Consider the following 22799-nt stretch of genomic DNA (forward strand, 5'->3'; position numbering starts at 1 on the left):
TTTAAATGGAAAACGAGTTTTTAAAAAACACATCTCTAATTAGCTATTCTAAAAAAAGCTATCAGAATACAAAATACGAAGCGATTTCTGACATTCAACTAACCAACACAACCCCTTCTACAGAATGGTTAAATACTTATGGAATAAATTATAGAGAAATATTTAAGAAAATAATTAGTATAAATAAATTAGACGATTTTTTAATAAAATTATTTATGGATGATGAGCATTCTAACAAAGTAATTTTATTAAACGATTTGGTATTTATTAGTACACGTATATTAAAAACCGAAAGTAGAAACTTAGATTCTGAACAAATGTTTTTTATTTTTTCGTCTGGTTTTTTATGGAGCATACAAGAAAAAGAAGGCGATTATTTTAATTGGATTCGCGAACGCTTAGAAAACAACAAAGGTATTGTTAGAAAGAAAAAAGCAGACTATTTGTTATTTTTAATTTTAGAGTCTATTGTAGATAACTACGAGGATACTTATCAAAAAAATATAGAGTTAAGTGCGAATCAATTAGATGCTGTAAATATAAAACCTACGCCAGAATTCACATCTTTGGTAGAAAAAAGAAAACAAGAATTATTCAACTTTAAAAAAGCAACTTTAAGTTTAAAAGACACCATTATAAAGTTAGAAAAAATAAAAATTGAAGGTTTTGATATTAAATATTACAGCGAATTAAAAGAGCAAGCCAACAATTTAATTTCTAATATAGATTTTGAATTGCAAGAATTAGAAAGTAAAATAAATTTGATTTTTAGTATTCAAGGTCATAGACTAAATGAAGTTATGAAAACCCTAACCATTTTGTCTGTTGTCTTTATACCATTGACTTTTTTGGCCGGAATTTATGGGATGAATTTTGAAAATATCCCCGAATTAAAATTTAAATATGGGTATTTTGTTTTATTAGGAGTTATGGTTTTTGTAACTATTGGAGCTGTTTGGTATTTTAAGAGAAAGAAATGGTTTTAGGCATTTTACAGTTTTCTCTTTCTTTTATAGACTTTTACAATAAGCATAGTTAAAGCAATGATACCAAAAATAAATAAAAACCATTTTAATAAATTAATTACCACATAAAATCCAAATTCATTAATTGAATTATTACTTTTAAATCTTAAAAGCCTTTCATTTACTTTTTCAGAATTCTCTAAAAACAAGTAACAAATTAAAGATATTATTGACAAAGCCAATACTTTTAAGGTTTTAAAATCGATTTTATGCATCTAAAAAACTTTCAAAAATTACAATTGAAATTACACCTTTAAAAATCTATTTGTTACCAATTTTACCTAAATGTGTATTGTTAAAACTATCTGAGTATTTTAAACCATAGCCTAAAATTCTATCGAAAGAAGCATGCCCAAATAAAACAATGCCTGCTAATTGTAAGTAGTTATTATCACTGTAAACACCTAATAAATAGAGTGCTATTGCAATACCTTTATGATGTAAAATATTATAGAAAACAGCACCAACTTTAGTAGAAATTACATATCCTAGAAAACTAATATCTGGCAAGAAAAATAATGCTAAATACAACCACCAACTAAAATCTAATTGATTGTATAAGAAGATTGAAAAACCAAACATAGCGAACTCTTCAAGCTTTAATGTATTTTTCATAATAAAAAAAATTACTTTAAAATCTCGTATAAAACAGGTTTACTTGGTGTGGCATCGTTCTCAAAAGGAGCAATCATAAGATTTAGTAAATACTCACCATCTTCTACGTTGTTTGGAACATAAATAAACTCAGTAATTGTGGCATCCATTCTAACTTTTCCACCAGTATTCCAAAAAGCATTGTGTGACAAAAGCTTCCCATCATCTTTTTCTTTATCAACGGAAGGCAAATCTATTAATAAATGCTTAATTCCTTTTTCTCTCAAATAAATAGCCGCTTTTTCTGATAAATACGTTGGGTTTGTATTTGAATATTGCATGCTCTTTTTATCCTCTAAATTAGGTAAGGTTCTTATTACAATAGCATCACGTTTTTTATTTCTTAAAGCCTTGCTTAACTGTTTTACTCCAATTATAAAATCGCCATTATGAAACAAAGGAGCAATCGTAACTACTTCTGCTAAAAAAATAAAATACTTGAGATTTTTATTTATAGAATGGATTTCTTTTGTAATATGACCAACACATTCTGTATGCGTTATATGAGAATGTGGATTAAAATGAATGTCATTAAAATTTACAACAGCACCTTCAGAAACTTTAACTTTTTCGCCATCAAACTCTTGAGGAAAAATCTTTGGATCATCTATATACCAGGCATTTACGTTCTTTTTCTTAGGATCTATTGGTATAGAAATATCTATAGGATTAGAAATATCTACAGTAATTTTTCTTGAATTGTATTCTACTATTGCTTTCATCTAATTTTAAGCTTGTACTTGTTGATTGTTTTATAGCTGTAATCTCAAATATAAGTTTTTAATTGTTATTTAAAAACTATACGTCAAAGCATTTTTGTAAATATTTAAGAAATCATAAATAAATCTGAGGCAATACCATCTACTAAAAACTTACCCTTGTTTGTAGCTTTTAAAACATTATTTTCTACAATCAATAAGTTATTTTGTAAGTGTTTTTTAGATTGATTTTTTAGATACTCTAAATAAAGATTCCCAAAATCTATGGCAATTTTTTGCAAAGAAACCCCCCAAATAGTTCTTAAACCAGTCATCACATATTCATTATAAACATCTTGTTTAGACAAGGTTTCTCTTTCTATTGGCAAACTATTTTCTTGTATAGATTTTATGTATTTTGAGTTATTTCTTACATTCCAACTACGTTGTTTCCCGTCAAAAGAGTGTGCAGAAGGCCCAATACCTAAATAAGATTTACCTAACCAATAAGACGAATTATTTGTACTAAAAAAACCTTCTTTCCCAAAATTAGACAATTCATAATGCATATAATTTGCATTTTTTAGTTCTTCTACTAAAATATAAAATTGCTCTGCTGCTTTTTCTTCATCTACATTTTTAATTTTCCCTTTATTAATCAAGCTTTCTAATGCTGTTTTAGGTTCTACTGTTAAAGCATAGCTTTTTTCTCCATTCTTCATTGGTACAATCTGGAATCCCGTAAATTAAATCTACAGAAATGTTTTTAAAATACTGCGTGGCAATTTGCAAACAATTTTTAGCTTCTTCTGAATTGTGAGCACGATTCATCAATTGTAAATCTTTCTGAAAAAAAGATTGAATTCCGATACTTAATCTATTTATCGGACTTTTAGAAAGTTCTATTATTTTGTCTTCCGATAAATCATCAGGATTGGCTTCTAAAGTAATTTCTGGGTTTTCAATAACTTTAAAATTATTATAAACCGCTTTTATTAAAAGCTGAATTTCCTCTGTATTTAAAACAGAAGGTGTACCTCCACCAAAATAAATAGTTTCCACTATTTCATTGTGCAGTTCAACTTTTCTAATTTCGATTTCTTTAATCAAACAAGAAATCATATCTTTTTTCTTTTTTAAAGAAGTAGAAAAGTGAAAATCGCAATAAAAACATGCTTGTTTACAAAAAGGGATGTGGATGTAGATTCCTGACATAAAATAGTTTTCAGTTTTCAGTATCAGTTTACAGTTCTAAACTGATCCAAACTTACTTGGATTATTAATCATATAGTTTATTATTTTCCCAATTTCTAAGCTTTCTTTAGATAAAATTTCTAATATATTCTTGTTGATATATTTACATTCAGAACAAAATAACAACCAAGTATATGTTTCTGAATTTTCAGCATCAGCATCTGTTAATTTACTAATAAAATGTTTTGGATATCTTCTTTTTCTATAAGCCTCAGAAATATTTGCAGAAACACTTCTAGAAGACCTTCTAATTTGGTCTGTAAGAGAATATTTTTCTTCTTTTGGAAAACTTTTTGAAATTTCAAAAATATTCATTGCTAAAGAAAACGATTTTTTAAATGCTAATAAATCTGTAAAACTCATAAATTTATAATTAACTAAAATACTATCTAAATTTTAATCTTGTTCTGTAAACTGCCAATGCAAACTGCTACTGCTAATACTACTGCTAATGAAAACTAAAGAATTATTTCTTAACTCTCTTTTCATTCTGCTTTACAAAACTTGCCCAACCCGTATAGTTTTTGCCACCCACAACTCTACCTGAATTGTAAAAATGACAAACTGCAGCAGCCAAACCATCTGTAGCATCTAAGTTTTTGGGTAAGGTTTTTAAGTTTAAAAGCGATTTTAACATCAAAGCAACTTGTTCTTTGCTGGCACTTCCATTTCCTGTAATTGCCATTTTAATTTTTTTAGGTAAATATTCTGTAATCGGAATTTCTCTAGACAAACCAGCAGCCATGGCAACTCCTTGTGCTCTACCTAGTTTTAACATACTTTGTACATTCTTTCCAAAAAAAGGTGCTTCAATGGCAATTTCATCTGGGTTATAAGTGTCGATTAATTCAATCGTTCTTTCAAAAATTAATTTTAACTTTAAATAATGATCATCGTATTTTTTTAGAATCAATTCGTTCATTTGAATAAACTCCATCTTTTTACCAACTACTTTTATCAAACCAAAACCCATAATGGTAGTTCCTGGGTCTATTCCTAAAATTATTTTTTCTGTGGGCAAAATCGCAGATTGTTTTGATGAAATCGTCTTTTTTACTGACGATTATTTGTTACTTTGCATGCAATGTACAAATCGCTATCATACAAAACTAAACAATTCTTTTGGTTGATAATACAACTAACGATTGTATTTGTTTGTGGCTACTTTATTTTTAATAAATTAAACAACAATGAAAATTTAGATTTTACAGTTTTTTATCAAAATTTGATAAAAAATGATGTTTTTTCATTCAAAAATCTACTTTTTTTAATCTTTTTATCGTTTTTAAATTGGTTTTTAGAAATTAAGAAATGGCATCTTTTAGTCCAAAGTATTTCTAAAAGTTCCTTTTTTGATGCCACAAAACAAAGTTTAGCTTCTTTAACTGCCTCTTTAATTACGCCCAATAGAATTGGAGAATATGGAGCCAAAGCACTTTTTTTTGATAAAACTATCAGAAAGAAAATTGTAACCTTAAACTTTGTTGGTAATATACATCAACTTTTTGCAACACTTTTTTTTGGTGTTTTAGGTTGTATTTATTTTTTCTGGAATTTAGATTTACAAATAGCTCTAAATATGATTTTATATAGTTTTTTTGGAACCATTTTATCTGTTTTTTTAGGATTTGTTTTATGGAAATACATTTTAAAAAATAAAAATTACTTCCATCCTTTTGCTATTAAAATTTCTAAGAAAACTCATTGGAAAGTGAGCGTTTTAGCCTTTTTAAGATTTGTGATTTTTACACATCAATTTTACTTTTTATTGTTTATTTTTAAGGTTGATATTTCTTATTTAGATGCAATAACAGCTATTTCAGCCATGTATTTATGTAGCTCTGTAATTCCTATGCTTTCTTTATTTGATGTAGTTTTAAAAAGTTCTATTGCTGTGATTATCTTTTCTTTTTTGCAAGTAAATAGTCTTACTATTTTAACTATTACAACCTCTATGTGGGTACTAAATTTTGTGGTTCCAGCAATTATAGGAAGTTATTTTGTGGTTACTTTTAAACCAAAACTTGCCTTATGATTTGGTTTTTGGTTTCTATTGGTATTCTTTACGCAATTTTAATAATTGCCATAGCAATTGGTTTTAAAAATATAAAAAGTTTTCAAAATGAAAATAGAATATGCAAAAACACTTTTTCTGTTATTATTCCGTTTAGAAATGAAGCAGAAAACCTACCCAGATTATTGGCATCAATTCACCAAATAAATTACCCTAAAAATTTAGTAGAATTTATTTTTGTCGACGATGCTTCTACAGATGACTCTGTGGCTGTAATTGAAAAAAATCTCGATACAATTTCGCAAAAAAGCGAAATTACTCGAACTGACATCAAAATCATCAATAATAAGCGAAAATCAAACGCTCCAAAAAAAGATGCCATAACAACAGCAATTTCTTTAGCTAAATATAATTGGATTGTAACTACAGACGCAGATTGTATGGCACCAAAAAATTGGTTAAACACTTTGGATAATTTCATTCAACTAAAAAAACCAAAAATGATAGTTGCTCCTGTAAATTATATGGCTCAAAATAATTCTATAGAGCAGTTTCAGTTATTAGATTTTATGAGTTTACAAGGCACAACTATTGGTAGTTTTGGTTTAAAGTTTCCTTTTTTGTGTAATGGTGCAAATTTAGCTTATAAGAAAGATGAGTTTTTAAACTTAAATGGTTTTGATGGCAACAACAACATTGCAAGTGGAGATGATATTTTTATATTCGAAAAATTTTTAAAATCTGATAAAAACGCTGTGCAATTTTTAAAATCTAAAGACGCTACAGTACATACATTTCCTGTAAAAAATTGGCAAGATTTGATAAACCAAAGAGTAAGATGGGCAGCAAAAACAAGTAATTTAAACTTAATTGCTGCAAAATTAATTGGTGCATTTATTTTTTTAGTAAATCTAAGTATTATTTTTTGTGTGCTTTTTGTGAGTAATATTTATATAATATTAGCAACACTTGTTGCTAAATTATTAATTGATTTGGTGCTTTTTATACCTACACTGCGTTTTTACGAACATAAAAAAACACTCTACAGATGGTATTTGTTTAGTGCAATTTTTTATCCCTTTTTCAGTGTTTTTATTGTTTTAAAATCGTTTTTTACAAACTATCATTGGAAAGGCAGAGTGTTTAAAAAGTAAGAAAATATTGGCCAACAAGTTTAGCCCTGATTATAGCATTTGTTTGAGCTCTTTTTTGTTTTTCTCAAAAAAAGCGAGTGCGAAAAGCAGGAAATAGCTTTAAGAAAAATTAAAATAAAGCTTCCATAATTGCTTCTGCTTTAAACCAAAGTATTAAAGCAATGGCTAATAAAACTACTAAAAACAATCCTTTTTTGGGTTTTGCTTGTTTTTTTCTTCCAAATTTTCTTTTGAATTCCATCAATACAAATTTTTAATTATGAGTTTTGAGTTGTTATTTTTCTAGCTCTTAACATTTCTCTTTTTCCTGGAGGCCCAGGCAAACGCTCTACAGTAAAACCAACTGCTTGCATTGCTCTTCTAACACTTCCTTTTGCAGAATAGGTTACTAAAATTCCGTTTTCTTTTAATGCTGTAAACATTTTTAAGAAGATTTCTTCTGTCCATAATTGGGGTTGAACACGTGCACCAAAAGCGTCAAAATAAATTAAATTAAAAGCATTTTCATCGGTAATATCCTCAAAAAATTGTTTTCTTTTTATAAGTGAAAAATTAGAAGAAATTTGATGTTTTTCTTCCCAAGAAACTTGATGAATTTTATGAAAGGCTTCTTGCTCTTTTTCTGCATTTAAAACACTAATAAAATTCATTTTTTCTACTTCATCTGCTGTTACTGGATAAGCTTCTACCCCAACATAATCGATTTCTTTCTTAGCTTCTAAATAGGTAATAAAACAGTTTAAACCCGTGCCAAAACCAATTTCTAGGATAGATACATTATCTTCTAAAACTTCTCGCAAACCGTTTTTTATAAAAACATGATAGGTTTCATTTATAGAACCATTTTTTGAGTGATATTGCTCATTCCAATCTGGTAAATGTATGGTTGTAGAACCGTCTGAAGTTGTTAGAATTTCTCTTTTCAAAACTATGGAATTAGTAATTTTTTAATTTTAGGAATTGGCCCAATACAGGTTGTTTTATGACAAGAAATGCAGCTATTTACGGCAAGATTGTGTTTTATAATTAAGGAGTCTTTAGCGCTATTAAAAACCTTTTTAATAGATTGTAAATACAACTCTGAAAAGCCATTGAAGGCAGCATTTCTATCAGAAGGATCTGTTAATTCTGCATTGTGTATGTTTAAAAAATCTTTAGGAAAATCACTAAGTTTTTTTCCTTCTAAGATTCGATTTTTATTTTCTAAACTAACACTATACATTTTAAGCATTAAAGCAGCCATTTCTGACTGCTTATATACTTTATTTTCTTTAGAAACTGTATTATTAACAGGCTCTTTTTTACATCCTATAAAGAAACAAAAAAAGAGTAAAGCGAAAAAATATCTCATTATTTTTTCATTAAAACACCATTTGCCTCAAAAGCAAACTCCTTTTTTGGCTCCGTAATTTTTGCAATTTCCTCTTTGCTTTTCCCAGCATCTTCTGCATAATGTTGTAACTCGTCTACAGGTGTAATTTTTACAAATGCTTTACCTGCTACAATTACTTCCTTTCCTTGAGAATCTAAAGGCATAAAAAAACCATAATCTTTAAAACGTACCATAGTTTCTGTTTCTTCTGCTAAAGGCAACTTCATCCAACAACCTTTTTTAGAACACACTTCTTTAATACTAGAAACAAATTTTACATTTACAGTATCACCAACATTCATGGTTTCGAATTTTGCTAACATTTGCTCTTTTGACAAAGCATTATTGTCAGAAATTTCATCTCCGAAAGTTGCATAAGCTAATGGTTGTTTTTTGGTTTCTTCTTTGATATCGTTCTTTTTAGTTTCTTTACAAGCTGTAAAAACAAAAAGTGCAATAGCACATAATTTAACTGCTAATTTCATCTTATTTTAATTTAACTATTTACCTACAAATGTAAGAAATTTAACACGAAAACTCTATTTTTTATAAGACTTCAGATAAATAAATTATGTACATTTGTAGAGAAATTTAATCGACTAAAAAATGAGTGCTACTATACAAATTAATCGTATTGAAAAATCTAAAATAGACAGTGTAGATTTTAATAATTTGCCTTTTGGAAGTGTTTTTTCTGATCACATGTTAACTTGTACATTTAAAGATGGTAAATGGCAAGATCCAGTTATTGAGCCTTTTGCACCAATTTCTTTAAGTCCTGCTGCTAAAATTTTCCATTATGGGCAATCTATTTTTGAAGGTATGAAAGCCTATAAAGATACGGATGGAAATACACTTTTATTTAGACCTTTAGACAACTGTAGACGTTTAAATAAATCTGCGGAACGTTTGGTAATTCCGCAAATTCCTGAAGACGTTTTCATGGATGGGTTAAAAGAATTATTAAAGGTTGATGAAGCTTGGATACCAACAAATGAGGGTAGTTCTTTATATATAAGGCCTTTTATGTTTGCAACTGGAAACGGTTTTCATGCATCACCTGCCAACGAGTATAAATTACTAATTTGTACTGCACCTTCTGGAGCTTATTTTGCTGGCAAAGTAAAGGTGTTAATTGAAGAAAAATACGCACGTGCAGCAAATGGCGGTGTTGGTTTTGCAAAAGCTGGTGGTAATTATGCTGCACAATTTTATCCAACGCAGTTGGCGATAGAAAAGGGATACAATCAAGTAATCTGGACAGATGACAATACACACGAGTACATTGAAGAAGCTGGTGCCATGAACATATTTGTAAGAATAAACGATACTTTAATTACAAGCCCAACTAGTGATAGAATTCTAGATGGAATTACAAGAAAGAGTATTATACAAATTGCTAAAGACAAAAATATTGACGTAGAAGTTCGTAAAATCTCAGTTTCTGAGGTAATTAATGCTGCTCAAAAGGGAAATTTAAAAGAAATGTTTGGCGCAGGAACTGCAGCTGTAATATCACCGATTGCAGGTTTTGGTTATAAAGAGGTAGATTACGATTTACCTGAATTAAAACAACCTTTTGCAGCTACTTTAAAGAAAGCAATTACAGATATACAAACAAATAAAGCAGAAGACCCTTATGGTTGGAGAGTTTTAGTGAAATAAAAAGAATTTTTTATTATTCTACAAAAGCATCAACATACGTTGATGCTTTTTTTTATATTTAAAATCTAATATTTTAGCATGAGATATTTTTTGATTTTAATTTGTTTTACATTGTTTTCTTGCAAAGAGAGACAAAAAAATAATTTTAAAAATCAACCAAAAAGCAAACAATATATTACTGTTTTAGGCATTGCTCAAGATGCAGGTTATCCACATATTGGTTGCGATAAAAATTGTTGCACACAGTTTTATCGCGGAAACAAACCAAAACAAAAAGTAGTTTCTTTAGGATTGATAGATCTAAAAAACAAACAAAAATGGCTTTTTGAAGCAACACCAGACATTGCTACACAATTGGCAGATTTAGAACAACATCATTTAAAAACAGATAATTTAATTGATGGTATTTTTTTAACACACGCACATATTGGGCATTATACTGGTTTAATGTATTTTGGAAGAGAAGCTCTTGGAAAAAAAGGAACCAAGGTTTTTGTAATGCCAAAAATGAAGAATTATTTAACTAAAAACGGACCTTGGAGTCAGCTTGTAGATTTAAAAAATATTGTTTTTAAAGATTTAAAAAACGATGCAACAATTATATTGAACAACAACCTAAAAGTAACCCCTTTTTTAGTACCCCATAGAGATGAATATTCTGAAACTGTAGGTTATAGGATTGAAGGTACTAAAAAAGCAGCATTGTTTATACCTGATATTAACAAATGGGAAAAGTGGAAAAAAAGTATTATTGAAGAAGTTAAAAAAGTAGACATTGCTTTTTTAGATGCTACCTTTTTTAAAAATGGAGAAATCAATAGACCCATGTCAGAAATTCCTCATCCGTTTATAGAAGAAACCCTAAGTATATTTAAAAATGAAACTTTAGAGACTAAAAATAAAGTTGTTTTTATACATTTTAACCATACAAATCCTGCTTTGCAAAAATCATCAAAAGAAAAAAGTAAGGTCGAAAAATTGGGTTTTCGATTTGCTTTTGAAGGAATGCAAATAGCGCTTTAAAAACATAGCAAATGAGACTAAAAAAACACTTTCTTTTTATATTTTCAATTTTATACATTTCAACATTTGTTGCACAAGAAAGAAAAGTAATTCTATTAGAAGAAAATTGGAAATTTAAAAAAGGGAACCCTGACAATGCCCATCAAATAGATTATAAAGACAATAATTGGCAAACTGTTTCTGTACCTCATGATTGGGCTATTTATGGCCCTTTTGATAAAGAGATAGATAAACAAGTTGTAAAAATTACTCAAAATGGTGAAAAAAAAGCCACAGAAAAAACAGGGAGAACTGGTGCATTACCCTACATTGGGGAAGCTTGGTACAGAAAAACATTTACTATAGATAAAAAAGATGCCAATAAAAAAATAATTTTATTATTTGAAGGCGCCATGAGTCAACCAAAAGTGTTTATAAATGGTAAAAAGGTTGGCGAATGGAATTATGGATACAATTATTTTAATTTCGATATTACAGAATTTATAAAAACGGATACTAAAAATAAATTAGCAGTTCATCTTAATAATATGGGCTTATCCTCAAGATGGTATCCAGGTGCTGGTTTGTACAGAAAAGTTCAGTTAATTATAAAAAACAAAAATAGTATTTTACAATGGGGTACATTTATAACCACTCCTAAAATCAGTGAAAATAGTGCAAAGGTTAATATGAAAACAAAAGTTTCGAATCCTAATTTAATTCTAGAAACTAAAATAAAAAATGCAAATGGTTTGGTGGTTGCATCTCTAAAAAGTAACACATCGTTTCAAAACGAATTTGACCAAAATATTTTGGTAAAGTCTCCTGTTTTATGGAGTATTGAAAATCCATATTTATACACAGCAGAAACCACCGTTTTTTTGGATGATAAAATTCAAGATAAAAAAACTACCAAATTCGGAATTAGAAGTATTGCCTACAAACCACAAAAAGGGTTTTTTCTAAATGGTAAACACACCAAATTTAAGGGTGTTTGTTTGCATCATGATTTAGGCCCAATAGGAACTGCTGTAAACAAAGCTGCCTTAAGAAGGCAATTACAAATTCTAAAAGATATGGGTACAAATGCTATAAGAAGTGCTCATAATATGCCTTCCATAGAACAATTAGAATTGTGTGATGAAATGGGTTTCCTTTTTCTTGCAGAGTCTTTTGATGAATGGGCAAAACCAAAAGTAAAAAATGGTTACAATCGCTTTTTTGAGAAGGATGTAGAAAAAGACATCATAAATTTAGTACATGCTACCAGAAATCATCCTTCTATAGTGATGTGGAGTGCAGGAAATGAAGTACCAGATCAATGGGGAAGTTTAGGAGCCAAAAGAGCAAAAATGATACAAGACATTTTTCATAGAGAAGACCCTACAAGACCTGTAACTGTTGGTATGGATCAAGTTAAAGCAACCATGGCTTCTGGTTTTGGTGCTGTTATGGATATACCTGGTTTAAATTACAGAACGCATTTATACAAAGAAGCTTATGAAAAATTTCCTCAGGGATTTATTTTAGGCTCAGAAACTGCATCTACTGTGAGCTCTAGAGGTATTTATAAGTTTCCTGTAGAAAAAGCATCTATGAAACAATATGATGACTTGCAAAGTTCTTCATACGATTTAGAATATTGTAGTTGGTCTAATTTACCTGAGGACGATTTTGTTTTACAAGATGATAATGATTGGGTTTTAGGCGAATTTGTGTGGACAGGTTTCGATTACTTGGGAGAACCCACACCTTATGATAGTTATTGGCCTTCTAGAAGTTCTTATTTTGGTATTAATGATTTGGCAGGTTTGCCAAAAGACAGATTTTATTTATACAGAAGTAAATGGAACAAAAAAGACACAACTTTACACATATTACCTCATTGGAATTGGAAAGGACGAGAAGGCAAAAAAACACCTGTTTTTGTATATACAAGTTTTGATAGTGCAGAATTGTTTGTCAATGGAAAAAGCATGGGCATTCAGAAAAAAAATAATACCTCGCCTTTAGAAAGGTATCGTTTAATGTGGATGGATGTTGTTTATAACCCGGGCTCTTTAAAGGTAGTTGCATTTGATAAAGAAGGAAAACCAGCACAAGAAAAAGAAATTTTTACTGCAGGAAAACCGTATAAACTCGTTTTAGATGCAAATAGAAAAACGATTAAAGCAAATGGTAAAGACATTTCTTTTGTTACAGTTTCTGTGGTAGATAAGAAAGGTATTCCATGTCCAACAGCTACAAATCAACTGAATTTTAAAGTTACAGGAAATGGTAGTTTTAAAGCTGTTTGTAATGGTGATGCAACTTCTTTAGAGCTATTTCATCTCCCAAAAATGAAACTCTTTAGCGGTAAATTAGTGGTACTTGTACAAGCAGATAAAAAACCTGGTGAAATAAAACTAAAGGTTACTGGAAAATCTTTAAAAACAGCAACTATAAAAATTACAAGTAAGTAAAATATTTTAAAGTTGTATTTTTGAAGTGATTATTATAAATATTATGAAAAATATCACTTTTTTAGCCATAACCCTACTCTTTTTAATTTCTTGCGGAAGTGGAAAATCGTTTAGAAGTTTTTTTAACACTTACAAAAACGATATCGGAGTAACAGCTTTTCAGGTGCCAAATTTCATGATGTCTTTAGCAAAAAACATATCTCCAGAAATTAATAGTTTATTAGGCAATGTAAACGATTTCAAGTTTATAACTTTTGGCGAAGTTTCTAAAGCTAAACAAGCACAAATTATACAAGATATCAATGCTGTAACGGCCAATAGTTTTACAGATATTTTAAGAAGCAACCAATTAGAAAAAACCAAAATTGTGTCTGTAAAAGAAAGAGGAGATGTGGTTTCGCAAGCCATTATATTTAATTCTACCAAAGAAAAAACAACCGTTTTTTATCTAAAAGGAAGATTTGATCCCAACAGATTAAAAGTATTATCTGAAACTAATCAGTTTGAAAAACTATCTTCTAAACTAACACAAAATTATCAATACTCGCCAAAAATACCTGGTTTTAATAATAACTAAAACATACAAATGCAAAAATTCATCCTATTTATATCACTTTTTTTAATGATTTCTTGCAACTCACAAGACAAAAGGGCTTTGGTTGGGGAAACTGAATATCAACAAAAAGAAAATGCACGTTTTAAAGACGCTTCAAAATCGCCCTTAAAAAAAAGAGATTTAAAAAAGTTTAAAGGGTTAGATTTTTTTCCTGTAGATTCTTCTTTTATTGTAACTGCAAAATTAAAAAGAACTAAAAACGCACCAGTTTTTGAGATGCCGACAACCACAGATAGAAAACCTTTATACAAAGAATATGGCGTGTTAACTTTTACATTAAAAGGCCAAAATTATACTCTAACTATATATCAAAATCAAGGGAATTTAGAAGATGAGGAATATAAAGACTACCTTTTTCTACCTTTTACAGACGATACTTCTGGAAACGAATCTTATGGTGGTGGACGATACATGGATGTAAAAACCACAGATATTTCAAACAATACAATTACGCTAAATTTTAACAATACCTATAACCCTTACTGTGCTTATAACGATAGATATTCTTGCCCATTAACGCCTAGAAAAAATCATTTAGATATAGAAATAAAAGTTGGTATAAAAGCTTTTAAAAAAAATTAAAATACTTTATTAAATTTTAAAAAAAATGAATACAAAATTTCTTTTTACTGCTGTACTTATGTTATGCCTAAACAACCAGAGTTATAGTCAAAATTCAAATTATATTTATGAAAATGGTACTCTGTGGCATACAGGATTTTATAATATTTTAAAATCTTCTGATGAAAGTGTCTTAGACAATACTTCATATAAAAGTGAAGAAATAGCGTTAATGTGGGATAGACTTGCTAATAATGGAAATGGAGCTTGGGTAGAACCTTTATCTTGGATTTATACAATTAACTATAAAGACAATATATCAGCAGAAATGAGAATTAGGCAAAGTGATTATACAAAAACTGAAGCTGACCAAGCTGTTGAAAGATATAAAGATTATTTGGGAAGATTACCTTATGTTTTAAGAAATGGCATTAAGTTAATTAATATTATGAAAGGAAATGCTAATTTTGGTGGTAATAATTGGAATAATTCTATAGATATTTATGAAGGAGATTTATCTGAAAGAATAATAAAAGATGGAAATATTGAAGAAATGTTATTGCATGAAGGTGCACACTCTGCTTTAGATTATTTATACAATGAAGATTGGATTACTGAAAGAAATAAGGATACAAAATTTGTTTCTAAGTATGCCTTTGATAATCCCAATAGAGAAGACATTTCTGAAACTTTTGCTGTTTGGTTAGCATTAAGAAATGTAGATAACAGATTATCTACAGAAGATTATAATAAGGTTACGCAAGGTTTATCTTATAGAATTGCTTACTTAAACTCATTAAATTTTGATATAAACCCAATAGTAGGGAATACATTATCTACGGAAAGCTTTAAATACGAAGAAAATTTACTTTTTCCTAATCCTGTGAAAAATCAAATAAACTTAATTAATATTGATGCCAAAGCTTATGTAATTTATAATTTTTTAGGTGTAAAAGTTTTAGAAGGAGTTATAAAAAATAATAGAGTTATACCATTTGATTCTTTTAATACAGGACTTTATTTTATAAAATTAGATAACAACAAAAAAATAAAATTTATAAAAGAATAATTAATATATTTTTAATTATTCTTTTATAGAAATATCAGCAGATAAATCTAATGCAATCGCTTTTTCTAAATTTTCTAAATGTGGTTTTCTAACTTTTAGTTTTGTTGCAGCATGCGCCTTTTTATGAAGATTAGCAAATAATTCAGCAACTTTTATAGCAGTTGGCAACAATTGATTTTCTGGAACAATCACGTCTAAAAAACCTGCTGTTACAGCCTGTTTAGGATTGTATATTTCTGCATTATTTAAACTTCTATTTAAATACACTTCACTTAAACGTGCTTTGGCAATGGCAATACCTGCATTGTGCATGGTCATACCTATTTGCACTTCGTTTAAACCTATTTTAAAATCGCCTTCTGTACCTATTCTATAATCTGCAGACAATAACAAAAAAGCGCCTTTTGCAATAGCATGCCCAGAGCAAGCAATAATAATTGGTTGTGCAAAAGACAACATTCTAAGTGATAATTGAGACCCTTTTGTAACCAATTCTTTAGCAGATTCTGGTGATTTTGTCATCACTTTTAAATCGAAACCAGCAGAAAACATTCCTTGTTGTCCAGTAATAATAACAACCTTATTTTCTTGAATTGCTTTATCTAAACAAGCATTTAAACCATCAATAACTTCATGAGAAATTGCGTTTGCTTTTCCATTTTTAATGGTGATTATAGCATAATTTTCTTCTGATTGATAAGTTACAAATTCGTTCATAAGTTTGATATTTTAAATTAGTTCTCGACTGCGCTTGAACTAACATGTGTGAAGTTAAATAAATTTTACCAGATACATTCCTGCAAAAACAGCTAAAAAACCAATTACAAAACTTACAATGGTGTACATAGCAAAACTGGTAAAATCTCCAGACTTTAAAAACACATGATTTTCATAAGCAAAGGTTGAAAACGTAGTAAAACCACCACAAAAACCAGTTGCTAACAACAAGGTATGATTTTGGGAAATCGCATCATTCTTTGCAGCATAACCTAAAATTACACCAATTAGTAAGCTTCCTAAAATATTGGCTATAAACGTACCATAAGGGATTCCGTTTTCTGAATTGTTGAGCCATTTACCGATTAAAAAACGTAAAACGCTACCAAAACCTCCACCAATAAAAACGAGTACTAATTGTTTCATTTTAGTTCTAATTCATCTACATCTACCCAATTTTTCTTTTGTGTAACTGTACCTTTATTTAAAATCATGACTCCCGGATTTGCTCTAATCATTGTTTTTAAAGTTGTTTCATCGCAAAACAAAAACTCAAATGGTAAGTTATATTCTTTTGTTACTGCTAATAAATCATCTGTAAACGATGCTGAAACACCATAAACAGTGTAACCATTTTTAGTAGCTTTCTCAGCAATTTGTTTCATTGCAGGAAATCCGTTTTTGTCTGCTTTTTGTAAATTATACACAATAATTAGCATTACTTTTTCTTTTTCTAAAAGTATAGGCGCTAAGTCTTGTTGGCTATTTTCTAAAACAAAATCGTGTACAGGTGGTATAGAACCATCTTCTGGATATTCCATTCCCTCTTGTAAGTTTTTGCCTACTGCGTATGCTCTAAAGTCTATGATAGGCAGATGTGTCAATACATGTTGAACAATATATAAGAAAGCCGCTAAAGATAAAAAGGTAATTAATTTAGGTATTTTACCCTTAAAAATAGGTTTAATTAGCTCAACTTTAATGACTAAGAGCATAATTAAAACAATTAAAATTACGTTTTTATAAAAGGTTTCCCAAGGTGTTAATTTAATGGCATCGCCGAAACAACCACAATCTGTAACTTTATTGTAAAATGCAGAATACCAGGTTAGGAATAAGAAAATTACAGTTAAAATTAGCAAACTCCAAACTGTGAATTTAGGTTTGTAGCCAATTAAAATCATGACTCCTAATAAAATTTCTGCAATAATTAGGAGTACTGCAAATGGCAATGCATAAGGAACTAAAAATTCCATATTTAAAACCGATTCAGAAAAATATTCTTGAAACTTATATTGAGAACCAATAGGATCTACCAATTTAACAAAGCCAGAAAAAATAAATAAGGCTCCTACTATGATTCTTGATATTTGGACTAGTATTTTCATAATATCTTTTTTAAAACTTTTACAGCAATATAGGCAAATAATAAAACTAGGGCAATTGCTAATGGTACAAATGAATTTGAATAATATCCATTATATATCATTATAGAAGCAATCATTACTAAGAGAAAACAAATTGCAAAAAAAATAATTTCTAGAACTTGTTTATTCATAACTAGTCTAAATGAATCATCGCAAATACAGCATAATTAATCATGTCTTGATAATTGGCATCAATTCCTTCAGAAACTATGGTTTTTCCTTTGTTATCTTCAATTTGTTTTACGCGTAATAATTTCTGCAAAATTAAATCTGTTAGGCTAGATACACGCATATCTCTCCAAGCCTCTCCATAATCATGATTTTTATTCATCATTAATTCTTTGGTAATTTTTGCATGTTTATCATACAATTCAGTAGCTTGTTCAGTATTTAAATCAGGATTTTCTACAAACCCATTTTCTAACTGAATTAACGCCATAATCGAATAATTAATAATCCCAATAAATTCAGATTTTTCACCTTCGTCTACTTTACGCACCTCATTTTCTTGCAATTGACGGATTCTTTGCGCCTTTATAAAAATTTGATCTGTTAAAGAAGGCAAACGTAAAATACGCCACGCACTTCCATAATCAGACATTTTTTTTATAAATAAACTTCTGCATTCTTCTACAACTGCATCATATTGTTTTGAGGTATCTTGCATTTTCAGTTTTTAAAGTAATTGGGTAAAAATAGTAAATCTTACAAGCATTTCTTTTATTTTTACCATGAATTTATCAATTTATTTATGAATAGAATTGTGGTTTTTTGTGGTTCAAGTTTAGGGTTTAATCCCATATACAAAGAAGCAGCCATCAAATTAGGTAATTATTTTGCAAAAAATAACATTGGCTTGGTCTATGGAGGTGGAAAAATAGGAATGATGGGGGTTATAGCAGATACAATTTTAGCAAAAAATGGCGAAGTTATTGGCGTAATTCCAGAACTTTTGAAAAAAGAAGAAGTAATTCACGTAGGTGTAAAAAACATGAATATTTGCAAAAATATGAGTGAACGCAAAGTATTAATGAGCAAATTAGTAGATGGTTACATTACTTTACCTGGGGGTTTTGGTACTTTAGATGAACTTTTTGAAGCCTTAACTTTAGGGCAGTTACACATAGAATAAAAACCCATTGGTTTGCTAAATGTAAATGGTTTTTTTGATGCTACTTTACTACAATTAGACAAAATGGTTGCAGAAGGTTATTTAAAAAAAGCAAATAAAGAGCTTTTATTAGTTGGCACAACTGTAACAGAGTTAATGGAAAAAATGCACAATTACCAAGCACCCGAAATTACACATGTAATTAAAAAAGTAGTAAGTTAAAATGACAATAAACTGTAAAGGAACTTTAGTAGATTTAGTTACACCAAAAGTAATGGGTATTTTAAATATTACCCCAGATTCTTTTTTTGATGGTGGTAAATATAAAAATGAACTCGACATTTTACATCAAACAGAAAAAATGTTGAAAGAAGGTGCCACTTTTATAGATGTTGGTGCGTATTCTTCTAGACCTGGTGCAACCCATATTTCTGAAGAAGAAGAGCTACAAAGAATTATACCTGTCATTAATTTATTAATTAAAAACTTCCCAGGAATTATAATTTCTGTAGATACTTTTAGAAGCAACATTGCCAAAGAAACCATACAAGCTGGTGCAGCTATTGTAAACGATATTTCTGGTGGCAAAATAGATACTAACATGTTTGAAACTGTGGCACAACTGCAAGTACCTTATATTTTAATGCACATGTTGGGCACACCACAAAACATGCAAAAAAACCCGGTTTATAAAAATGTTACGCAAGAAATTACCTCGTTTTTTGCAGCACAAATTACGCAACTACATCAACTAAAACTAAATGATGTAATTATAGATATGGGTTTTGGTTTTGGTAAAACTGTAGCTCATAATTTTGAAATTCTTAAAAATTTAAACCTTTTTAAAAGTTTAGACTCGCCCATTTTAGCTGGAATTTCTCGCAAATCTATGTTGTATAAAACCCTAGATATTACTGCTCAAGAAGCCTTAAATGCAACCACATCAGCTAACACAATTGCGCTAATGAATGGTGCTAACATTTTACGTGTACATGACGTAAAAGAAGCAGTTGAGGCTGTAAAAATTGTTCAGCAGGTTTCTAATTAGAAGCTATTTCCTGCTTTCCATTATATCTTTTTATGCTGAATTCACTTCAGCTTCTGTAAATATTTTTAAGATTTTATACTAATTATAATAAATACTAAATTTAGTTTAGCATAAAAAGGATGTCATTTCAATCAGGGCTAAACCTGTTTGCCAGCGCTATTAATTTTTTAAAAGATAATTGTCATCCTATGTTTGTCATGTGTTAAATACCTTTCAAGTTTTACAAATCTGAAGGGTCTAAATAGAGCAATATTTTTTGGCACTCTTTTTGTTAAATAAATGTTAACGCCAAAAATCTACCTAGTTAAACTTTAATAATGCTTTTCGAATTTTTCGAGGAGAAAACTCAATATATTAACTTTTAAAAACTAGAAATTATGAGTAGAAAATCATCACCCGAAATTAATGCAGGTTCTATGGCAGACATTGCATTTTTATTATTAATCTTTTTCTTGGTAACTACAACATTATCTGTAGATGCAGGTATTGCAAGAAAAATTCCACCTAAAGAAAAAACACCTCAAAACATCGATATGAACGAACGGAATGTTTTAGAAGTAAACATCAACAAGAAAAACGAATTGTTTGTAGATGGAAAAACCATTCCACTAAAAGATTTAAAACTAATTGCCATCAATTTTATAGATAATGGTGGTGGTTTAGATATCAACAAACAACCTTGTACTTGGTGTAATGGCTTGCAAATTAAAACCTCTTCAGACCATCCAACAAAAGCAATTATTTCTATAAAAACAGATAGAAGCACAAATTATGAAACCTATATAAATACGTTAGATGCTTTAAACGCAGCATACACACATTTAAGAAATAAATTGGCTGTAAAATTATATAATAGAAATTACGAAAGCTTGTTAGCCGATTATAAAAAAACGAATAATAGCGATTTGACATTGCAAGAAAAAATAAAATTGATTCGAGAAAAATACCCACTTTTGGTGTCAGATGCAGAAATAAATAATTGATATTGCAATCCATAAATTTATTAGTACTTTAGCCTAAAATCAGTTTGTTTTTTATGTTCGATTTTATTGAATTTTCTTTGTTAGATGTATTAGATATTTTGTTGGTAGCAACATTACTCTACTATATTTACAAATTATTAAAAGGAACTGTAGCCATAAACATTGTAATTGGTATTGCTTTTATTTTTCTAATCTGGAAAATTACACAAGCTCTAAAAATGGAAATGTTAAGTGGTATTTTAGGCTATTTACTTTCTGGTGGTGTTATTGCATTAATTATTGTTTTTCAGCAAGAAATACGTAAGTTTTTATTAATGATTGGTACCACAAATTTTACCAACAAACGTAGTTTTTTAAAACAGCTAAAATTTTTACAGACAGAAATTAATTCAGAAATTGATACAGATCTAATTTTAGACGCTTGTAAAAAAATGTCTAAATCTAAAACGGGGGCTTTAATTGTTGTAGAAAGAACCAATAATTTAGATTTTTTAATTAATACTGGAGACAGCATGAATGCCCAAGTAAATAAGGTCATATTAGAAAGTATTTTTTACAAAAACAGTCCTTTACATGATGGCGCAATAATTATTAGAGATAATTATATTGTAGCTACAAGAGTTGTTTTACCAATATCTGACAGCGCTAAAATACCTGCAAGATTTGGTTTAAGACACAGGGCTGGAATTGGTATCTCAGAAAAAACAGATGCTGTTTGTATTTTGGTGTCAGAAGAAACTGGCGAAATTTCGTATATTAAAGATGGGGGTTTTGTACTTTATGAAAACCTTTCAGAATTAAACGAAAAACTAAAAAAAGACTTAATGTAATTAGGAAGCAATGTCTAAACTAAATTGTTTATCATACAAGTTTTTATAATAACCATCTACCTTTTCTAACAATTCTAAATGCGTTCCTTCTTCAACAATTAACCCTTTGTCCATTACAATTATTTTATCAGCTTGTTTTATAGTTGCCAACCTATGTGCAATCACAATAGACGTTCTACCTTTTGTAATAGTTTCTGTAGCATATTGTATCATTTGTTCTGCATGCGCATCTACAGAAGATGTTGCTTCGTCTAAAATTAAAATACTTGGTTTACTAACATAAGCTCTTAAAAAAGCAATTAATTGCCTTTGTCCCGAAGAAAGCATAGCACCACGTTCTTTTACGTTGTAATCATATCCTCCAGGAAGTGTTAAAATAAAATCATGAATACCAATTTGTTTTGCAGCTTCAATTACATCGTCTTTAGAGATACTTGCATCTTTTAAAGTGATATTATTTAAAATAGAATCTGAAAACAAGAAAACGTCTTGTAAAACAATAGCTACTTGATCTCTCAGGCTTTGTAAATTATAATTATCTATAGAAACATCATCTACAGAAATAGTACCAGCATCAATTTCGTAAAATCGATTTATCAAGTTAATAATAGTTGATTTGCCTGCACCTGTTGCACCAACTATGGCAATAGTTTGGCCACTTTTTACATTTAAATTAATTCCTTTTAGTACTTCTTCATCTTCTACATAACTAAATCTAACATCTTTAAAATTGATATTTCCTTTAAGATTTTTGGCGATAATAGTACCATCTTTAGAAATAGTGCTTTCTGTATCTAAGATTTTAAAAACACGTTCTCCAGAAACAATTCCCATCTGTAATTGATTAAATTTATCTGCAATTTGCCTTAAAGGTCTAAATAACATTTGTGCCATTTGTACAAAAGCCATTACAGTTCCTGGTCCAGGTACAGCACCATCTATTACTTGTTTACTACCAAACCAGACTATTAAACCAATACCAATCGATGATAAAATTTCTGCAATTGGAAAGAAAATAGAAAAATACCAAATGGTTTTAATATATGCTTCTTTGTGCTTATTATTAATTTCTTTAAAATTATTGTATTCTATATTTTCTCTGTTAAAAAGCTGTACAATTTTCATACCTGTTACACG

At 29.2% G+C, this 22799-nt stretch carries 26 protein-coding genes and 2 pseudogenes; 13 read left to right on the plus strand and 15 right to left on the minus strand.

What is annotated here, in order from left to right; all coding sequences use genetic code 11:
• The first annotated feature begins 5 nt into the window (after nucleotides 1–5).
• Complete coding sequence (locus tag ACTG3S_RS00990; RefSeq protein WP_439127511.1) at nucleotides 6–986, plus strand: CorA family divalent cation transporter; 981 nt, start codon at nucleotides 6–8, stop codon at nucleotides 984–986.
• 5 nt (nucleotides 987–991) lie between these two features.
• Here ACTG3S_RS00990 and ACTG3S_RS00995 read toward each other — a convergent pair whose 3' ends face one another.
• The 6 genes and pseudogenes from ACTG3S_RS00995 to ruvC all read right to left on the minus strand — a co-directional run bounded on the left by ACTG3S_RS00995 (nucleotide 992) and on the right by ruvC (nucleotide 4652).
• Nucleotides 992–1240 carry a hypothetical protein gene (locus ACTG3S_RS00995; protein WP_439127512.1) on the minus strand — a complete coding sequence of 83 codons (249 nt, stop codon included), beginning with the start codon at nucleotides 1238–1240 and terminating at the stop codon, nucleotides 992–994.
• Between the two features lie 46 nt (nucleotides 1241–1286).
• Nucleotides 1287–1640, minus strand: a complete 354-nt coding sequence (locus tag ACTG3S_RS01000) for a DUF4260 domain-containing protein (RefSeq protein ID WP_439127513.1) — start codon at nucleotides 1638–1640, stop codon at nucleotides 1287–1289.
• Nucleotides 1641–1651: 11 nt separating this feature from the next.
• Nucleotides 1652–2401 (minus strand): cyclase family protein, encoded by a 750-nt coding sequence (locus ACTG3S_RS01005; protein WP_439127514.1) that lies wholly within the window; start codon nucleotides 2399–2401, stop codon nucleotides 1652–1654.
• Nucleotides 2402–2505: 104 nt separating this feature from the next.
• Nucleotides 2506–3592 (minus strand): annotated as a pseudogene (gene hemW, locus ACTG3S_RS01010) (radical SAM family heme chaperone HemW).
• A gap of 36 nt (nucleotides 3593–3628) precedes the next feature.
• The gene (locus ACTG3S_RS01015; protein ID WP_439127515.1) at nucleotides 3629–3994 is read right to left on the minus strand and encodes a four helix bundle protein; all 366 of its coding nucleotides are present in this window, start codon (nucleotides 3992–3994) and stop codon (nucleotides 3629–3631) included.
• A 103-nt stretch (nucleotides 3995–4097) separates the two neighbouring features.
• On the minus strand, nucleotides 4098–4652 hold the full coding sequence (ruvC, locus tag ACTG3S_RS01020; RefSeq protein ID WP_439127516.1) for a crossover junction endodeoxyribonuclease RuvC: 555 nt from the start codon (nucleotides 4650–4652) through the stop codon (nucleotides 4098–4100).
• A 105-nt stretch (nucleotides 4653–4757) separates the two neighbouring features.
• Here ruvC and ACTG3S_RS01025 point away from each other — a divergent pair, with 105 nt between their 5' ends.
• Together ACTG3S_RS01025 and ACTG3S_RS01030 are read left to right on the plus strand one after the other, a co-directional pair.
• Complete coding sequence (locus ACTG3S_RS01025) at nucleotides 4758–5666, plus strand: lysylphosphatidylglycerol synthase domain-containing protein (protein ID WP_439127517.1); 909 nt, start codon at nucleotides 4758–4760, stop codon at nucleotides 5664–5666.
• Nucleotides 5663–6799, plus strand: coding sequence for a glycosyltransferase family 2 protein (locus ACTG3S_RS01030; RefSeq protein ID WP_439127518.1), 1137 nt, complete (start codon nucleotides 5663–5665; stop codon nucleotides 6797–6799). Before ACTG3S_RS01025 ends, ACTG3S_RS01030 begins: the two co-directional genes overlap by 4 nt.
• Nucleotides 6800–6908: 109 nt before the next feature.
• Here the strand turns inward: ACTG3S_RS01030 and ACTG3S_RS01035 are convergent, their stop codons facing one another.
• Genes ACTG3S_RS01035 through ACTG3S_RS01050 form a run of 4 tightly spaced genes read right to left on the minus strand, consistent with a single transcriptional unit; the run spans nucleotide 6909 to nucleotide 8656 of the window.
• The gene (locus ACTG3S_RS01035) at nucleotides 6909–7040 is read right to left on the minus strand and encodes a hypothetical protein (protein WP_439127519.1); all 132 of its coding nucleotides are present in this window, start codon (nucleotides 7038–7040) and stop codon (nucleotides 6909–6911) included.
• 16 nt (nucleotides 7041–7056) lie between these two features.
• Nucleotides 7057–7725: a tRNA (5-methylaminomethyl-2-thiouridine)(34)-methyltransferase MnmD gene (gene mnmD, locus ACTG3S_RS01040; protein WP_439127521.1), complete on the minus strand. Its 669-nt coding sequence runs from the start codon at nucleotides 7723–7725 to the stop codon at nucleotides 7057–7059.
• A gap of 2 nt (nucleotides 7726–7727) precedes the next feature.
• On the minus strand, nucleotides 7728–8150 hold the full coding sequence (locus ACTG3S_RS01045; protein WP_439127522.1) for a hypothetical protein: 423 nt from the start codon (nucleotides 8148–8150) through the stop codon (nucleotides 7728–7730).
• Nucleotides 8150–8656, minus strand: coding sequence for a DUF4920 domain-containing protein (locus tag ACTG3S_RS01050; RefSeq protein WP_439127523.1), 507 nt, complete (start codon nucleotides 8654–8656; stop codon nucleotides 8150–8152). The genes ACTG3S_RS01045 and ACTG3S_RS01050 overlap by 1 nt, the downstream gene beginning before the upstream one ends.
• 121 nt (nucleotides 8657–8777) lie before the next feature.
• On the opposite strand from ACTG3S_RS01050, the gene ACTG3S_RS01055 reads away from it, so the two are divergent.
• From ACTG3S_RS01055 to ACTG3S_RS01080, 6 genes are all read left to right on the plus strand, one after another.
• Complete coding sequence (locus ACTG3S_RS01055) at nucleotides 8778–9836, plus strand: branched-chain amino acid aminotransferase (RefSeq protein ID WP_439127524.1); 1059 nt, start codon at nucleotides 8778–8780, stop codon at nucleotides 9834–9836.
• Between the two features lie 78 nt (nucleotides 9837–9914).
• A complete protein-coding gene (locus ACTG3S_RS01060; RefSeq protein WP_439127525.1) occupies nucleotides 9915–10859 on the plus strand; it encodes an MBL fold metallo-hydrolase in 945 nt (314 codons plus the stop codon).
• An 11-nt stretch (nucleotides 10860–10870) separates the two neighbouring features.
• Complete coding sequence (locus ACTG3S_RS01065; RefSeq protein ID WP_439127526.1) at nucleotides 10871–13300, plus strand: glycoside hydrolase family 2 TIM barrel-domain containing protein; 2430 nt, start codon at nucleotides 10871–10873, stop codon at nucleotides 13298–13300.
• A gap of 43 nt (nucleotides 13301–13343) precedes the next feature.
• A complete protein-coding gene (locus ACTG3S_RS01070) occupies nucleotides 13344–13877 on the plus strand; it encodes a DUF4252 domain-containing protein (RefSeq protein WP_439127527.1) in 534 nt (177 codons plus the stop codon).
• A gap of 9 nt (nucleotides 13878–13886) precedes the next feature.
• The gene (locus tag ACTG3S_RS01075; protein WP_439127528.1) at nucleotides 13887–14498 is read left to right on the plus strand and encodes a DUF1684 domain-containing protein; all 612 of its coding nucleotides are present in this window, start codon (nucleotides 13887–13889) and stop codon (nucleotides 14496–14498) included.
• A gap of 25 nt (nucleotides 14499–14523) precedes the next feature.
• Complete coding sequence (locus tag ACTG3S_RS01080; RefSeq protein WP_439127529.1) at nucleotides 14524–15546, plus strand: T9SS type A sorting domain-containing protein; 1023 nt, start codon at nucleotides 14524–14526, stop codon at nucleotides 15544–15546.
• A 15-nt stretch (nucleotides 15547–15561) separates the two neighbouring features.
• Here ACTG3S_RS01080 and ACTG3S_RS01085 read toward each other — a convergent pair whose 3' ends face one another.
• The 4 genes from ACTG3S_RS01085 to ACTG3S_RS01100 all read right to left on the minus strand — a co-directional run bounded on the left by ACTG3S_RS01085 (nucleotide 15562) and on the right by ACTG3S_RS01100 (nucleotide 18357).
• Nucleotides 15562–16263 carry a crotonase/enoyl-CoA hydratase family protein gene (locus tag ACTG3S_RS01085; protein ID WP_439127530.1) on the minus strand — a complete coding sequence of 234 codons (702 nt, stop codon included), beginning with the start codon at nucleotides 16261–16263 and terminating at the stop codon, nucleotides 15562–15564.
• 54 nt (nucleotides 16264–16317) lie between these two features.
• Entirely contained in the window at nucleotides 16318–16689 is a 372-nt protein-coding gene (crcB, locus tag ACTG3S_RS01090) for a fluoride efflux transporter CrcB (protein ID WP_439127531.1), read from the minus strand.
• On the minus strand, nucleotides 16686–17651 hold the full coding sequence (locus tag ACTG3S_RS01095) for a BT_3928 family protein (protein ID WP_439127532.1): 966 nt from the start codon (nucleotides 17649–17651) through the stop codon (nucleotides 16686–16688). The genes crcB and ACTG3S_RS01095 overlap by 4 nt, the downstream gene beginning before the upstream one ends.
• 172 nt (nucleotides 17652–17823) lie before the next feature.
• Nucleotides 17824–18357 (minus strand): DUF1599 domain-containing protein, encoded by a 534-nt coding sequence (locus ACTG3S_RS01100; protein ID WP_439127533.1) that lies wholly within the window; start codon nucleotides 18355–18357, stop codon nucleotides 17824–17826.
• An 84-nt stretch (nucleotides 18358–18441) separates the two neighbouring features.
• Between ACTG3S_RS01100 and ACTG3S_RS01105 the strand changes: the two are divergent.
• From ACTG3S_RS01105 to cdaA, 4 genes and pseudogenes are all read left to right on the plus strand, one after another.
• Nucleotides 18442–19023: pseudogene (locus ACTG3S_RS01105) on the plus strand (TIGR00730 family Rossman fold protein).
• A 1-nt stretch (nucleotide 19024) separates the two neighbouring features.
• A complete protein-coding gene (folP, locus tag ACTG3S_RS01110) occupies nucleotides 19025–19849 on the plus strand; it encodes a dihydropteroate synthase (RefSeq protein WP_439127534.1) in 825 nt (274 codons plus the stop codon).
• Nucleotides 19850–20226: 377 nt separating this feature from the next.
• Nucleotides 20227–20832: an ExbD/TolR family protein gene (locus tag ACTG3S_RS01115; protein ID WP_439127535.1), complete on the plus strand. Its 606-nt coding sequence runs from the start codon at nucleotides 20227–20229 to the stop codon at nucleotides 20830–20832.
• A gap of 53 nt (nucleotides 20833–20885) precedes the next feature.
• Complete coding sequence (gene cdaA, locus ACTG3S_RS01120) at nucleotides 20886–21662, plus strand: diadenylate cyclase CdaA (protein WP_439127536.1); 777 nt, start codon at nucleotides 20886–20888, stop codon at nucleotides 21660–21662.
• Here the strand turns inward: cdaA and ACTG3S_RS01125 are convergent.
• On the minus strand, nucleotides 21663–22799 hold a 1137-nt coding region (locus ACTG3S_RS01125; RefSeq protein ID WP_439127537.1), incomplete at its 5' end, for an ABC transporter ATP-binding protein. It lies immediately after the preceding gene.

Origin of the sequence: Polaribacter sp. (assembly GCF_965656025.1) — a bacterium.
In the GTDB taxonomy this organism is placed as follows: Bacteria; Bacteroidota; Bacteroidia; order Flavobacteriales; family Flavobacteriaceae; genus Polaribacter.

What these genes read in the sequence shown, in the direction of transcription:
- ACTG3S_RS00990 (WP_439127511.1), top strand. Translation starts at nt 6, where the DNA reads ATGGAAAACGAGTTTTTAAAAAACACATCTCTAATTAGCTATTCTAAA.
- ACTG3S_RS00995 (WP_439127512.1), bottom strand. Translation starts at nt 1,240, where the DNA reads ATGCATAAAATCGATTTTAAAACCTTAAAAGTATTGGCTTTGTCAATA.
- ACTG3S_RS01000 (WP_439127513.1), bottom strand. Translation starts at nt 1,640, where the DNA reads ATGAAAAATACATTAAAGCTTGAAGAGTTCGCTATGTTTGGTTTTTCA.
- ACTG3S_RS01005 (WP_439127514.1), bottom strand. Translation starts at nt 2,401, where the DNA reads ATGAAAGCAATAGTAGAATACAATTCAAGAAAAATTACTGTAGATATT.
- ACTG3S_RS01015 (WP_439127515.1), bottom strand. Translation starts at nt 3,994, where the DNA reads ATGAGTTTTACAGATTTATTAGCATTTAAAAAATCGTTTTCTTTAGCA.
- ACTG3S_RS01030 (WP_439127518.1), top strand. Translation starts at nt 5,663, where the DNA reads ATGATTTGGTTTTTGGTTTCTATTGGTATTCTTTACGCAATTTTAATA.
- ACTG3S_RS01035 (WP_439127519.1), bottom strand. Translation starts at nt 7,040, where the DNA reads ATGGAATTCAAAAGAAAATTTGGAAGAAAAAAACAAGCAAAACCCAAA.
- ACTG3S_RS01045 (WP_439127522.1), bottom strand. Translation starts at nt 8,150, where the DNA reads ATGAGATATTTTTTCGCTTTACTCTTTTTTTGTTTCTTTATAGGATGT.
- ACTG3S_RS01050 (WP_439127523.1), bottom strand. Translation starts at nt 8,656, where the DNA reads ATGAAATTAGCAGTTAAATTATGTGCTATTGCACTTTTTGTTTTTACA.
- ACTG3S_RS01055 (WP_439127524.1), top strand. Translation starts at nt 8,778, where the DNA reads ATGAGTGCTACTATACAAATTAATCGTATTGAAAAATCTAAAATAGAC.
- ACTG3S_RS01060 (WP_439127525.1), top strand. Translation starts at nt 9,915, where the DNA reads ATGAGATATTTTTTGATTTTAATTTGTTTTACATTGTTTTCTTGCAAA.
- ACTG3S_RS01065 (WP_439127526.1), top strand. Translation starts at nt 10,871, where the DNA reads ATGAGACTAAAAAAACACTTTCTTTTTATATTTTCAATTTTATACATT.
- ACTG3S_RS01070 (WP_439127527.1), top strand. Translation starts at nt 13,344, where the DNA reads ATGAAAAATATCACTTTTTTAGCCATAACCCTACTCTTTTTAATTTCT.
- ACTG3S_RS01075 (WP_439127528.1), top strand. Translation starts at nt 13,887, where the DNA reads ATGCAAAAATTCATCCTATTTATATCACTTTTTTTAATGATTTCTTGC.
- ACTG3S_RS01080 (WP_439127529.1), top strand. Translation starts at nt 14,524, where the DNA reads ATGAATACAAAATTTCTTTTTACTGCTGTACTTATGTTATGCCTAAAC.
- ACTG3S_RS01085 (WP_439127530.1), bottom strand. Translation starts at nt 16,263, where the DNA reads ATGAACGAATTTGTAACTTATCAATCAGAAGAAAATTATGCTATAATC.
- crcB (WP_439127531.1), bottom strand. Translation starts at nt 16,689, where the DNA reads ATGAAACAATTAGTACTCGTTTTTATTGGTGGAGGTTTTGGTAGCGTT.
- ACTG3S_RS01095 (WP_439127532.1), bottom strand. Translation starts at nt 17,651, where the DNA reads ATGAAAATACTAGTCCAAATATCAAGAATCATAGTAGGAGCCTTATTT.
- ACTG3S_RS01100 (WP_439127533.1), bottom strand. Translation starts at nt 18,357, where the DNA reads ATGCAAGATACCTCAAAACAATATGATGCAGTTGTAGAAGAATGCAGA.
- folP (WP_439127534.1), top strand. Translation starts at nt 19,025, where the DNA reads ATGACAATAAACTGTAAAGGAACTTTAGTAGATTTAGTTACACCAAAA.
- ACTG3S_RS01115 (WP_439127535.1), top strand. Translation starts at nt 20,227, where the DNA reads ATGAGTAGAAAATCATCACCCGAAATTAATGCAGGTTCTATGGCAGAC.
- cdaA (WP_439127536.1), top strand. Translation starts at nt 20,886, where the DNA reads ATGTTCGATTTTATTGAATTTTCTTTGTTAGATGTATTAGATATTTTG.